This window comes from Sphingopyxis sp., from assembly GCF_050725655.1.
GTDB lineage: Bacteria > Pseudomonadota > Alphaproteobacteria > Sphingomonadales > Sphingomonadaceae > Sphingopyxis.
On the sequence record NZ_JBOHHT010000053.1, the window covers coordinates 138485 to 151274 of the forward strand.

The following is a 12790-nucleotide window of genomic DNA, read 5'->3' on the forward strand; positions in this document are numbered from 1 at the left end:
GGTTCGCGGCCCCTCTCCCAGCTACGACTAGGCGGCAAAGCGGCCGAGTCTTCACATCCCTCTCCAGCAAGGGGAGAGGGGAATAGGGATTGCAGAATGACCGACAAACCGACCATCGACCAATGGGCCGTCGCCGCCGACAAGGAAGTGAAGGGCAAGGACCTCACCTGGCACACCGCCGAGGGGATCGACGTCAAGCCGCTCTACACCGCCGAAGATGTGACAGTCGATCCCGGCATCCCCGGCTTCGCACCTTTCACGCGCGGCGTGCGCGCGTCGATGTATGCGGGGCGGCCGTGGACGATCCGGCAATATGCGGGCTTTTCGACCGCCGAGGAATCGAACGCCTTCTATCGCCGCAACCTCGCCGCGGGGCAGAAGGGCCTGTCGGTCGCCTTCGACCTTGCCACGCATCGCGGTTATGACAGCGACCATCCGCGCGTCGTCGGCGATGTCGGCAAGGCGGGGGTCGCGATCGACAGCGTCGAGGATATGAAAATCCTGTTCGACGGCATCCCGCTCGACAAGATGTCGGTCAGCATGACGATGAACGGCGCGGTCATTCCCATCCTCGCCTTCTTCATCGTCGCGGGCGAAGAGCAGGGGGTCGACCGCAAGCTGCTCGACGGGACCATCCAGAACGACATCCTGAAGGAGTTCATGGTCCGCAACACCTATATCTACCCGCCCGAACCGAGCATGCGGATCATCAGCGACATCTTCGGCTACACCAGCCGCGAGATGCCCAAGTTCAACAGCATCTCGATTTCGGGCTACCATATGCAGGAAGCCGGCGCGACGCAGGTGCAGGAACTCGCCTTCACGATCGCCGACGGCGCCGAATATGTCCGCTACGGCGTCGCCTCGGGCCTCGACATCGACAAGTTCGCCGGGCGCCTGTCCTTCTTCTTCGCGATCGGCATGAACTTCTTCATGGAAATCGCGAAGCTGCGCGCCGCACGCGTGCTGTGGCACCGCGTCATGACCAACCTCGGCGCCCAGGACGAGCGGTCGAAGATGCTGCGCACGCACTGTCAGACCAGCGGCGTCTCGCTGACCGAACAGGACCCCTATAACAATGTCATGCGCACGACGATCGAGGCGATGGCGGCGATGCTCGGCGGCACCCAGTCGCTCCACACCAACGCGCTCGACGAGGCGATCGCGCTGCCGACCGACTTCTCGGCGCGCATCGCGCGCAACACGCAGATCGTCATCCAGGAAGAGACTGGGATGACCAACGTCGTCGATCCGCTCGGCGGCTCCTATTATGTCGAGGCGCTGACGCAGGAGCTGGTCGACAAGGCGTGGGAGATTATCGAGCGCGTCGAGAAGGAAGGCGGGATGGCGAAGGCCGTCGCGGCGGGCTGGCCCAAGGCGATGATCGAGACCGCCGCCGCGGCGCGTCAGGCACGCGTCGACCGCGGCGACGATGTGATCGTCGGCGTGAACAAATATCGCCTGAAGGACGAGGATCTGCTCGAAACGCTCGAGGTCGATAACGCCAAGGTGCGCGAGGGCCAGATCGCACGGATCAACAAGACCAAGGCGAACCGCGATGAGGCCGTATGTCAGGCGGCGCTGAAAGCGCTGCGCGACGGCGCCGCCGGCCAGTCGAGCATCGAGAATAACCTGCTCGCGCTCGCGGTCGAAGCAGCGCGCGCTCGCGCAACGCTCGGCGAGATTTCGTCGGCGATGGAAGAAAGTTTCGAGCGCTACGGCACGCAGCCGACGCCGGTCAAGGGCGTCTATGCCGCGCCTTATGAAGGCGACAGCCGCTGGCAGCAGGTGCTCGACGGGGTGAAGGCGGTCGAGCGCCGCATGGGGCGCAAACCCAAATTGCTCGTCGCCAAGATGGGGCAGGACGGACACGACCGCGGCGCGAATGTCATTGCCTCGGCGTTCGGGGATATGGGGTTCGACGTCGTATCGGGCCCCTTGTTCCAGACCCCCGAGGAAACCGTCGTGCTCGCGCTCGAAGCGCAAGTCGACGTCGTCGGCGCGTCGAGCCTTGCGGCGGGGCACAAGACACTTATCCCCGAACTTATCCACAAGCTGAAAGAGGCGGGGCGCGGCGACATCAAGGTGATCGCCGGCGGGGTCATTCCGCCGCAGGACTATCAATATCTCCGCGACGCAGGCGTGCAGGGCATCTATGGCCCCGGCAGCAATGTGGTCGAATGCGCCGCCGATGTGCTGCGCCTGCTCGGCCATAATATGCCGCCGCTGGAGGATGCCGCTTGAACCGTTCGCTTCGCCTGATGATCGCCGGATTTGGCGCCATCGCGGCGGTTTCGGCGCACGCCGAACCCGCGAGCCGTCCGAGCGAGTTTCGCAAGGATGTCGCCGTCGAGTGGATCTACAAGCAGCAGATCGACGATGTCTATTTCACCAACTGGTACGGCCGTCTCGAAAAGAGCGACGGCGCGTGGCGCGACGTCTATTTCGAGACGAACGACAAATATGTGAACAAGGGGCTGATCCGCCTCAACTGCGACGATCCCGAAGCCGATATCGACTTCGCGCTTTATGGGGTCGGGGAATATCGCAGCGCCGAAACCGGACGGCAGGTGACGATCAGCTATGGCGATCGCCGGCCATGGGCGGACGGCAATTATCAGGACATGTTCGGCGAAACGCCGACGATCGAATTCTATGGCGCCGCGCTCGAGCGCTTCTGCAAATAACCACGAAGGGTCGACGATCATGAACCTCTCCCAAACTGCCCCGCAAGACGATCTGCCGCGCACCGACTGGACGCGTGAGGAAATCGCCGAACTGTTCGACCTGCCGTTCGACGAGCTGATGTGGGAGGCGCAGGGCGTCCACCGCCGCCATCACGCGCGCGGCGAGGTCCAGCTTTGCACGCTGCTCAGCATCAAGACCGGCGGCTGCGCCGAGGATTGCGGCTATTGCTCGCAGTCGAAGAGCGCCGACAGCGGGCTCAAGGCCACCAAGCTGATGGACGTGCGCGCGGTGTTGCAGGCGGCGGCGCAGGCGAAGGATTCGGGCTCGAAGCGCTTTTGCATGGGCGCCGCCTGGCGCAACCCCAAGGAGCGCGACATGCCCGCGATCGTCGAGATGGTCGAGGGCGTGCGCCAGATGGGCATGGAAACCTGCATGACGCTGGGCATGCTGACGAAGGAACAGGCGCAGACGCTCGCAGTCGCGGGGCTCGACTATTACAACCATAATATCGACACGAGCCCCGAGAATTACGAGAATATCATCTCGACCCGCACCTTTCAGGATCGGCTCGATACGCTTGAGGAAGTCCGCAATGCCGGGATCAACGTCTGCTCGGGCGGCATCGTCGGGCTGGGCGAGACGCGGGCCGACCGGGTCGGCTTCGTCCACGCGCTCGCGACCCTGCCCGAACATCCGGGCAGCGTGCCGGTGAACGCGCTGGTGCCGGTGAAGGGCACCGTGCTCGGCGACATGCTTGCCGATACCCCGCTCGCAAAGATCGACGACATCGAATTCGTCCGCACCATCGCGGTCGCGCGCATCACCATGCCGAAATCGATGGTCCGCCTGTCGGCGGGGCGCGAGAGCATGTCCGAGGCGACACAGGCGCTCTGCTTCATGGCGGGCGCGAACAGCATCTTCACCGGCGACAAGCTGCTCACCACCGGCAACCGCGGCGACAATGCCGACGCGGCGCTGTTCGCGAAGCTGGGGCTGCGCCCGATGGAGAGCGAAGAGCCGATGCGCGCGCAGATGGAAGCCGCTGAATGATCCTTTCCGCGCTCTTGGCTCTGGCCGCCGCCGCCCAGGATCCCGAGATCGATTGCGACAATGCGATGGCGCAGTTCGAGCTCAACGCCTGCGCCTACAAGGAGTTCGAGCGCGCCGACGCCGCGATGAACGCCCAGTGGAAGGTGACGGCGGCGCGCATGAAGGCAATCGACGCCAGCTTCGACCGCACGCAGGACAACCGTCCCGGCTATTTCGACACGCTTCTCGCCGCGCAGCGTGCGTGGCTGACCTACCGCGACAAGCAATGCGCGAGTGAGGGCTACACGATGCGTGGCGGCTCGGCCGAACCGATGGTGATCAGCGGATGTCAGACGCAACTTACCGACGCCCGCACCAAGCAACTCAAAGACCTGATTGAGGAATATTGAGACCGATGTTCAAGAAAATCCTGATCGCCAACCGCGGCGAAATCGCTTGCCGCGTCATCAAGACCGCGCGGCGCATGGGCATCGCGACCGTCGCCGTCTATTCGGACGCCGACGCGCGCGCGCCATTCGTCCAGATGGCCGACGAGGCGGTGCACATCGGTGCTTCGCCGGCGTCCGAATCCTATCTGATCGCCGACAAGATCATCGCCGCATGCAAGGCGACGGGCGCCGAGGCGGTGCATCCGGGCTATGGCTTCCTGTCCGAACGCACCAGCTTTGCCGAGGCGCTCGCCAAGGAAGGCGTCGCCTTTGTCGGCCCGCCGGCGAACGCGATCGCCGCGATGGGCGACAAGATCGAGTCCAAGAAGCTCGCGATGAAGGCGGGGGTCAATGTCGTTCCCGGCTTCGTCGGCGAGATCGACGATACCGAACATGCGGTGCGGATTTCGAACGAGATCGGCTATCCGGTGATGATGAAGGCGTCGGCGGGTGGCGGCGGAAAGGGCATGCGCCTCGCCTATGACGAAAAGGACGTCCGCGAGGGTTTCGAGGCGACCAAGCGCGAGGGGCTCAACAGTTTCGGCGACGACCGCGTCTTTATCGAGAAATTCATTCTCAATCCGCGCCATATCGAGATCCAGATCCTCGGCGACCAGCATGGCAACATCCTGTACCTCAACGAACGCGAATGCAGCATCCAGCGCCGCCACCAGAAGGTGGTCGAGGAAGCGCCGTCGCCCTTCGTGACCGAGAAGATGCGCAAAGCGATGGGCGAGCAGTGCGTCGCACTGGCGCGTGCCGTCGGCTATTACAGCGCGGGCACGGTCGAGCTGATCGTGTCGGGCGCCGACCCGACGGGCGAGAGCTTCTATTTCCTCGAAATGAACACGCGGCTGCAGGTCGAACATCCGGTGACCGAGGCGATCACCGGCATCGACCTCGTCGAGCAGATGATCCGCGTTGCGGCGGGCGAGAAGCTCGAGATGACGCAGGATGACGTCAGGATCGACGGCTGGGCGATCGAGAACCGCGTCTATGCCGAGGATCCCTATCGCGGCTTCCTGCCTTCGACCGGGCGGCTCGTGCGCTATCGTACCCCCGTTCCGGCGTGGGAAGGCGATGAGCGCGGCGTCGACGGCGTGCGCGTCGATGCCGGGGTCGAAGAGGGCGGCGAAGTGTCGATCTTCTACGACCCCATGATCGCCAAGCTGGTCACCTGGGGCGAAACGCGCGACGAGGCGGCCGACCTCCAGATCGCAGCGCTCGACCGCTTCGAAATCGAAGGGCTCGGCCATAATATCGATTTCGTCTCGGCGATCATGCAGCATCCGCGTTTCCGCTCGGGCGAATTGACGACGGGCTTCATCGCCGAGGAATATCCCGAGGGCTTCCACGGCGCGCCGACCGATGCGACGATCGCGCGCGCGCTCGCGGCGATCGCGGGTTTCATGGCGAGCGCCGAGGCCGACCGTGCGCGCCGCACCGACGGCCAGCTCGGCGACCGGCTGGAGCCACCTGCGAAATGGCAGGTGTCGATCGATGGCGCGCCGTACAAGGTCAAGATCGGCGAGAAGCATATCAAGGTCGAGGGCGACCGGATCGACATCGCGCTCGAATATACGCCCGGCGACCGGCTGGTCGTCGCCGAGATCGACGAAACCGAACTCGCGGTAAAGGTCGCGAAGACGCGCACGGGCTGGCGCATGACGACGCGCGGGCACATCCATGACGTCCGCGTGCTGCCGTGGCATATCGCGGCGCTGACCCAGCATATGATCGAAAAGATCCCCCCCGATCTGTCGAAATTCCTCATCTGCCCGATGCCGGGCCTGCTCGTCACGCTGCACGTCGGCGAGGGCGACAAGGTCGAGGCGGGCCAACCGCTCGCGACGGTCGAGGCGATGAAGATGGAAAACATCCTCCGCGCCGAAAAATCGGGCACGGTGAAGAGTGTCAACGCCTCGCAGGGTGACAGCCTCGCGGTCGATGCGGTGATTTTGGAAATGGAATAGCTTTTCTGCACTTCGTCATTGCGAGGAGCGAAGCGACGAAGCAATCCAGTGCGGCGTAGCCCCGCTCTGGATTGCTTCGCTTCGCTCGCAATGACGGATTCAAGAAATGCACCTCAATCACGACAATGACGCTCCGGCAGCCGATCCCATCGCCTTCGACGATTTTCTCCGCGTCGACATCCGCATCGGCACGATTATCGAAGCCGAGCCCTTTCCCGAGGCCAACAAACCGGCATTCAAGCTGAAGATCGACTTCGGCCCCGCGATCGGGGTGAAGAAAAGCAGCGCGCAGATTGTCGACCGCTATGCGCTCGAAGATCTGGCGGGGCGTCAGGTCGCCGCGGTCGTCAACTTCCCGCCGCGCCAGATCGGCAAGTTCATGTCGGAGGTGCTGACGCTCGGCTTTGCCGACGAGGACGGCGCAGTGATCCTCTTTGCGCCTGACCATCCCGTACCGAACGGCTCGCGCCTCTTCTGATTCCTCTCTGCTGTTGCTCCCGCGCCTTTCGCCGCTAGGCTGGCGCAAAGAACAGAGGGAGAGGGGATGATGACCTTGCTGAAAGCTGCCTTCGCCGCGGCTGCCTGCGCTATGCTGCTGCCCATATCGGCCGCGGCCGAGGTGGACGTCAAGCGCGACTATGATGTCCAGCTGACCCGCAATCTCGTCTATGGCCGCGCCGAGATCAGTGCCTCGCAAAATCGGCCGCGGACACGCGACCTGCTCCTCGACGTCTATCGCCCGGTCGCCGACGGCAAGCCACTCGCGAACCGCCCCGCGGTCATCATGGCGTTCGGCGGTGCCTTCCATCGCGGCAGCAAGGGCGAGGAGCGCTTTATAGAGGATGGCGCACAGGACAGCTCGATGGCCGACTATTGCCGCCGCTTCGCGCGCGATGGTTATGTCTGCTTCTCGATCGATTATCGCCTGACGCAGGAGGACCCCGGCCTCGCGAAACCCGTCGACGAAAAGAAGCTGATTCCAAAGTCGGCCAACCTGTCGCCCGCGGCGCTCGCGCGTATCGAGATCGTGCGCCAACGCATGGGGCTGCCGCCGCTCGACGATGCGACGCGCGACCAATATTGGCGCAGCATCCTTGGCGCGGCGGAAGATATGGCAATGGCGACCGAATTCATCCGTCGCCATGCGGGCAAGTTTGGGGTCGATACCGATCGGATCGCGCTCGGCGGCTTTTCGGCGGGCGCGATCACCGCGCTCAACACCGCTTATGGCATCGGCACGCCGGTCAAGGCGGTCTTCGCGCTATCCGGCGGGGTGAGCGGCTACAACCTCTTCGAAACCGTCCAGCCGGGCATGCCGCCGGCGCTCTTCTTCGTCGCCCAGAACGACCTGGAGGGCATCCAGTCCGGAACGCGCTACGCGGCCAAGGCGCTGGCGGGCAAAGGTATCGCGGCCGAGACCGCGTGGGTGCCGGGCTTTGGCCATTTCTACCCGATGGGCGCGGTCAGCCTGGGCGGCGATGTCAGCCGCACGCCGGTCGAGATGCGCATCCTCGCGTTTCTCGAGGCCAAGCTCGGCAACAAGCCTCGCGAATAGCCAATCGGCGAACGACCGGCTAGGCTGGGCATGGGAAACAGGGGAGAGGGACAATGACTTTACCGGTAACCGCGTTCGTCGCGGCTATTTGCGCGCTGCTGCTGCTTGTCACCGCGATCGACACGGTACGCCAGCGACTGCGAGTAAAGGCGGCGTTCGGCGACCATGGCGATGCCAAGCTGATCAGCGCCAGCCGCGCGCATGGCAATCTGGCCGAATATGCGCCGATCACGATCATCCTGCTCGGCTTGCTCGAAACCGCGCGCGCCGATCATATGGGGTTGATGATCATCGGCGCGACCTTCCTGCTCGGCCGCGTCGCGCATGTCATCGGGCTCTATACGCCTTCCGAACCGGGGAAGGCACCGCTCGGACGCCAGGTTGGTGTCCTTGTAACCTTCGGCGCGTTGCTGGCGCTGGCCGGCTGGACGCTGTGGATTCTGGCGACGATGAACCTTTAGTCGACCAGCGCCACCGCACGTATCCACCCCGCGCTTGCGCGCTCGATCTTCACCGGGAAGCAGCTGAAGGTGAAGCCCGTTGCGGGTATCGCCGCCAGATTGGTCAGTTTTTCGATCTGGTAATAGGGGCGGATGCGCCCCGCCTTATGGCCTTCCCAGATGATCGACGGGTCGCGCGTCTCGGCCCAGCGCTTGGCGGTGTGGCTGAACGGCGCGTCCCAACTCCACGCGTCGGTGCCGACAACCTGCACGCCGCGCTTCGTCAGATAGAGCGTCGCTTCGGCCCCCATGCCGCAGCCCTGATCGGTGAAATTGTCAGTGCCATAGAGTGCGCCCGACTGGACAAGCACGATGTCGAACGGCTGGAGTGCGTGCCCGATCCGCGCGAATTCGGCCTCGACTTCGGCGCCGCTCACGACATGGCCATGCGCACGATCCGAAAAGTCGAGCTTCACCCCCGGACGAAAGAAGAGGTCGAGCGGCGCTTCGTCGATCGACGGGGCAGGGCTCGCGCCGCTGTCGGTCGTCGAATGATAATGCCACGGCGCGTCCATATGCGTGCCATTGTGGGTGCTGAGCGACAGCATCTCGACCGCCCAGCCTTCGCCGTCGGGCAAATCCTCGCGCGTCAGCCCGGGAAAGAACATCGCGATCTGCTCCCACGTATTCTCATGGGTCATATAGGTGATGTTGGGGCGCATCACCGGCGGGTCGGATATGACGTCGTTGGTGATCGGGATCGAAAGGTCGATGAACTGCATGGGGGCATCCTGCCACCGGAATGACGCCGCGCCAAGAAGGCTTGCGCGATGGCGCTTGCCCGGTAGAGAAGGGCCAAAGCCCCATGCAATGGGGCGGGGAGAGTGTATGACCGACAGTGCCGCCGTCGCCGACCATGGCGCGGCCTATCAGCCGAGCAAGAAAGACATCCGCATGGTCATCGCCGCCTCGTCGGCGGGCACCGTGTTCGAATGGTATGATTTCTTCATCTACGGCACGCTCGCGGCGATCATCGGCAAGGCATTTTTCCCCAGCGACAATGCGACGCTCGAAACTCTGCTCGTCTGGGCCGGGTTCGCGGTCGGCTTCGGTTTCCGTCCCTTGGGCGCCGTCCTCTTCGGTTTCCTCGGCGACCGGCTCGGGCGCAAATACACCTTCCTCGTCACCGTTACGCTGATGGGCATTGCCACCGCAGGCGTCGGCATGATCCCGTCGGCGGCGACCATCGGCATCGCCGCACCGATCATCGTCATCCTGCTCCGCATCCTGCAGGGGCTCGCGCTCGGCGGCGAATATGGCGGCGCGGCGGTCTATGTCGCCGAACATTCGCCCCCCGGAAAGCGCGGTTTCTACACCAGCTTCATCCAGGCGAGCGTCGTCGGCGGTTTCGTGCTCAGCCTGATCGTCGTGCTCGGCTGCAAGGCGCTGATGCCCGACGCGATCTGGGAAAGCTGGGGCTGGCGCGTGCCCTTCCTGCTCTCGATCATTCTGCTCGCCATTTCGCTGTGGATGCGCCTCAAGCTGTCCGAAAGCCCCGTGTTCCAGGCGATGAAGCAGCAGGGTGAACTCGCGAAGAATCCGCTGAAGGAAAGCTTCACTTACCCCGGCAACCCGCGCCGCATCTTCATCGCGCTGTTCGGCATCGCAGCGGGTCTCACCGTCATCTGGTACACCGCGATGTTCTCGGGCCTGTCGTTCCTCAAGGGGCCAATGAAGGTTGAGGACACCGCCGCCGAAATCATCGTCGGATGTGCCGCTGCGGTCGGCATGATCTTCTTCATCTGGGCGGGGCGTCTCTCGGATCGCATCGGGCGCAAGAAACCGATCGTGTGGGGCTATGCCGCGACGCTCGTGCTGCTGTTCCCGCTCTTCTGGTGGATGGGCAGCGTCGCCAACCCCACGCTGTCCGCCGCCGCCGGGCGCGCACCGGTGACCGTCACCGGATCGCAGTGCAGCTTCGATCCCTTTGCGCAGAAACAGGAAACCGTATGCGGCCGCTCGCTGGGCGAGCTGACGAAACTCGGCGTCCCCTATACAGTCGCTCAAACCGATAGCGGTTTTGACAGCGTCAAGATCCGTATCGGCAATCGCGAGGTCGCGAGCGAAGATCCCGCGCTGCTGCAGCCCGCGCTCGAAACGATGGGTTATGATTTCGCCAAGCAGATTCCGAGCGTCGGCAGCATCGTCATCATCTTCCTCGCGCTGCTCGGCCTCAGCGCGCTGTCGGGCTTCACTTATGGCCCCGTCGCGGCGCTGCTGTCCGAAATGTTCCCACCGCACGTCCGCTATTCGTCGCTGTCGATCCCCTATCACCTCGGCACCGGCTATTTCGGCGGCTTTCTGCCACTGATCGCAAGCTTCATCATAGCGAAGACCGGCAACGCCTATGCCGGGCTATGGTACACTTGGGGCGTGGTGTTCGTCGCTTTTCTCGTGACCGCCTTCATGCTCAAGGACCCGGTCGAAGGGCAGTGGGACAAGCCCGCCGCCCGCTGATCACCCCATTGGCGCAGCCTGCGAAGCTGTATAGGGGCAGGGCATGATCGAAGTTCCGTCGCCGCTCCGCCTCCGTCTCGACAGCCATGCCCTCATCGCCAACTGGCGCTGGCTGGCCAGCCAGAGCGGCGGCGCGGCGTGCGGCGCCGCGATCAAGGCCGACGGCTACAGCCTTGGCGCGCGCAGCGTCATGCGGCACCTCGCCGCCGCCGGCTGCCGCGACTTTTTCGTCGCGACCTGGGCCGAGGCGGCGGCGCTGATGCCCCTGCCCGAAGGCGTGTCGCTGTCGGTGCTGCACGGCGTCGGGGCTAGCGACATGGTCGCCGCGCGCATGCTTCCAGCGCGGCCGGTGCTGAACAGTCTCGAACAGGTCGCGCGCTGGCGCGAAGCCGGGGAAGGGCAGCCGTGCGACGTGATGGTCGATACCGGAATGAACCGCCTTGGCCTGCGCATCGACGAAGCTATGGGCGGCGCGCTCGACGGGCTTTCCATCGAAACCCTGCTCAGCCATCTGGCGTCGGCCGATGAGGATAGCGACCAGAATGCGCGGCAATTGGCGGCATTCCAGGCAATCCGGCAGGCTGTTCCCGCGCGGCGATACAGCCTCGCCAACAGCGCCGGCATCTGCCTTGGCCCCGACTACGCGTTCGACCTGACGCGCACCGGCATTGCGCTTTACGGTGGAACTCCGCGACATGAGGCGCAGGGTCATATTCGCCAGGTCGTTTACCCCGAGACGCGCGTGCTGCAACTACGCACGGTGCGCGAGGGTGAGACGGTGGGTTATGGCGCGACCTGGACCGCAGGCCGCGATAGCCGGATCGCCGTCGCCAATTTGGGCTACGCCGACGGCTATCTGCGATGCCATGCGGGAATGGGCGGCGGTGCGGCATGGCAGGGACACGCGCTGCCGCTGATCGGCCGCGTGTCGATGGACCTCACCGCATTCGATGCCAGCGACGCGGGCGCGATCGACGAGGGCGACTGGCTTGCGCTCGATTATGACCTGCCAGCGACCGCTGCGCGCAGCGGACTGTCGCAATATGAGTTGCTGACCGGTCTTAGCGCCCGGTTCGAACGGATGTGGAGCTAGATTCCCGGGCGATAAGTCCACGGATCATAGCTGGCCTCACGGATCCACCGCGTCGCGATCCACTTGACGCCCCGAATGACGGGCAGGCCGGCGTGGCGCGATACGGGATCGGGCGATCCATCGCTTTTGACATTGTCGAAGACGATGGCGTCGCCCTGTCGCCCGGCGATTCTCGGGCCGTACTCGAACAGCGTTTCGCCGCCTTCATAGCCGTGGTTCAAATAGATGATGGCGGTCTTGATCCGCTGGTTGTTCGTGCCCGACAGCGCGTCGATATGCATCCGGTATTGCTGCGAGATGTCATAACGCATGACCGACAGCGGTTCGCCCTGTTCGGTCGCCGTGCCGGTGACCGCGGCAAGGCGGTGGTTGATCGCACGAATGACAAGATCTTCGTTTGCAGGCCCGATGACGGCGGCCATCGCCGTGCGGATCGGATGCGGGCGGAGTTGACCGCCGGCATCGACGATCGCGGACGGTTCGAGCATCGGTCCCGCCACCGCCGCGACGCGTGCGCATTCCCCGGGCGAGAGCAACGAAGGATAGCGGATGACATGGGGGGTGTCGGAAAGCGGTTCGGCGCGCGGGAGCACCGCAGGTCGGCCTTGTCTATCGAGGGACATGCGTTCGACCAGCGCAAGCTGCTCCGCGGCGACCGGATCGCCGCGCGCCGCTATTCGCAACAAAGCCAGCGCGCCGGCCCAGTCGGGATGCGCTTGGCCCGATCCATTCGCGACCAGTGCGACTTCCATCAACGCGCCGTCGACATGACCGATTTCGACCGCGCGCCGTAACCACTCGCGGCCGCGGCGCAGATTTCGGGGAGTGCCGTGGCTTCCTGTCAGATCGAGAACGGCGAGCTGCATCAGCGCATCGACGTCGCCGCCTTCGCCGGCTTGCGTCAACAGCACGACCCCTTCTTCACTTCGGCCTTGCGCGAAGAGCCGGTTTGATTGTTCGATGATCGATCCGTCCGCCATCGCTGAACTGTAACGGCCTCGACCACAAAAAAAAGGGGGCCAGATCGCTCCGGCCCCCCCCCGTAA

The 12790-nt window shown here is 64.3% G+C and carries 12 protein-coding genes; 10 read left to right on the forward strand and 2 right to left on the reverse strand.

The features are described 5' to 3' along the window. Positions 1–96 precede the first annotated feature (96 nt). From scpA to ACREBX_RS07495, 8 genes are all read left to right on the forward strand, one after another. Positions 97–2244 carry a methylmalonyl-CoA mutase gene (gene scpA / locus ACREBX_RS07460; protein WP_431561117.1) on the forward strand — a complete coding sequence of 716 codons (2148 nt, stop codon included), beginning with the start codon at positions 97–99 and terminating at the stop codon, positions 2242–2244. Next, positions 2241–2687: a hypothetical protein gene (locus ACREBX_RS07465; protein WP_431561118.1), complete on the forward strand. Its 447-nt coding sequence runs from the start codon at positions 2241–2243 to the stop codon at positions 2685–2687. The genes scpA and ACREBX_RS07465 overlap by 4 nt, the downstream gene beginning before the upstream one ends. A 19-nt stretch (positions 2688–2706) precedes the next feature. Further along, on the forward strand, positions 2707–3738 hold the full coding sequence (gene bioB, locus ACREBX_RS07470; RefSeq protein ID WP_431561119.1) for a biotin synthase BioB: 1032 nt from the start codon (positions 2707–2709) through the stop codon (positions 3736–3738). Beyond that, a complete protein-coding gene (locus ACREBX_RS07475) occupies positions 3735–4127 on the forward strand; it encodes a lysozyme inhibitor LprI family protein (RefSeq protein WP_431561120.1) in 393 nt (130 codons plus the stop codon). Before bioB ends, ACREBX_RS07475 begins: the two co-directional genes overlap by 4 nt. A 5-nt stretch (positions 4128–4132) precedes the next feature. After that, on the forward strand, positions 4133–6139 hold the full coding sequence (locus ACREBX_RS07480; protein ID WP_431561121.1) for a biotin carboxylase N-terminal domain-containing protein: 2007 nt from the start codon (positions 4133–4135) through the stop codon (positions 6137–6139). 106 nt (positions 6140–6245) lie between these two features. Continuing rightward, positions 6246–6617, forward strand: a complete 372-nt coding sequence (locus tag ACREBX_RS07485; RefSeq protein ID WP_431561122.1) for a tRNA-binding protein — start codon at positions 6246–6248, stop codon at positions 6615–6617. A gap of 66 nt (positions 6618–6683) precedes the next feature. Continuing rightward, complete coding sequence (locus ACREBX_RS07490; protein ID WP_431561123.1) at positions 6684–7694, forward strand: alpha/beta hydrolase; 1011 nt, start codon at positions 6684–6686, stop codon at positions 7692–7694. Positions 7695–7747: 53 nt separating this feature from the next. Then, entirely contained in the window at positions 7748–8155 is a 408-nt protein-coding gene (locus tag ACREBX_RS07495; protein ID WP_431561124.1) for an MAPEG family protein, read from the forward strand. Here the strand turns inward: ACREBX_RS07495 and ACREBX_RS07500 are convergent. Next, entirely contained in the window at positions 8152–8916 is a 765-nt protein-coding gene (locus tag ACREBX_RS07500; RefSeq protein WP_431561125.1) for a cyclase family protein, read from the reverse strand. The two genes, ACREBX_RS07495 and ACREBX_RS07500, sit on opposite strands and share 4 nt — an antisense overlap. A gap of 106 nt (positions 8917–9022) precedes the next feature. Here ACREBX_RS07500 and ACREBX_RS07505 point away from each other — a divergent pair, with 106 nt between their 5' ends. After that, complete coding sequence (locus tag ACREBX_RS07505) at positions 9023–10651, forward strand: MFS transporter (RefSeq protein WP_431561126.1); 1629 nt, start codon at positions 9023–9025, stop codon at positions 10649–10651. A 43-nt stretch (positions 10652–10694) separates the two neighbouring features. Then, a complete protein-coding gene (gene alr, locus ACREBX_RS07510) occupies positions 10695–11744 on the forward strand; it encodes an alanine racemase (RefSeq protein ID WP_431561127.1) in 1050 nt (349 codons plus the stop codon). On the opposite strand, the gene ACREBX_RS07515 is transcribed toward alr, so the two are convergent. Continuing rightward, complete coding sequence (locus tag ACREBX_RS07515) at positions 11741–12655, reverse strand: 2OG-Fe(II) oxygenase (protein WP_431561128.1); 915 nt, start codon at positions 12653–12655, stop codon at positions 11741–11743. The genes alr and ACREBX_RS07515 overlap by 4 nt on opposite strands. Positions 12656–12790: the final 135 nt, after the last annotated feature.

Excerpts from the sequence above, each read along its gene's own strand:
- scpA (WP_431561117.1), top strand. The coding sequence starts at position 97 with ATGACCGACAAACCGACCATCGACCAATGGGCCGTCGCCGCCGACAAG.
- bioB (WP_431561119.1), top strand. The coding sequence starts at position 2,707 with ATGAACCTCTCCCAAACTGCCCCGCAAGACGATCTGCCGCGCACCGAC.
- ACREBX_RS07475 (WP_431561120.1), top strand. The coding sequence starts at position 3,735 with ATGATCCTTTCCGCGCTCTTGGCTCTGGCCGCCGCCGCCCAGGATCCC.
- ACREBX_RS07480 (WP_431561121.1), top strand. The coding sequence starts at position 4,133 with ATGTTCAAGAAAATCCTGATCGCCAACCGCGGCGAAATCGCTTGCCGC.
- ACREBX_RS07485 (WP_431561122.1), top strand. The coding sequence starts at position 6,246 with ATGCACCTCAATCACGACAATGACGCTCCGGCAGCCGATCCCATCGCC.
- ACREBX_RS07490 (WP_431561123.1), top strand. The coding sequence starts at position 6,684 with ATGATGACCTTGCTGAAAGCTGCCTTCGCCGCGGCTGCCTGCGCTATG.
- ACREBX_RS07495 (WP_431561124.1), top strand. The coding sequence starts at position 7,748 with ATGACTTTACCGGTAACCGCGTTCGTCGCGGCTATTTGCGCGCTGCTG.
- ACREBX_RS07500 (WP_431561125.1), bottom strand. The coding sequence starts at position 8,916 with ATGCAGTTCATCGACCTTTCGATCCCGATCACCAACGACGTCATATCC.
- ACREBX_RS07505 (WP_431561126.1), top strand. The coding sequence starts at position 9,023 with ATGACCGACAGTGCCGCCGTCGCCGACCATGGCGCGGCCTATCAGCCG.
- alr (WP_431561127.1), top strand. The coding sequence starts at position 10,695 with ATGATCGAAGTTCCGTCGCCGCTCCGCCTCCGTCTCGACAGCCATGCC.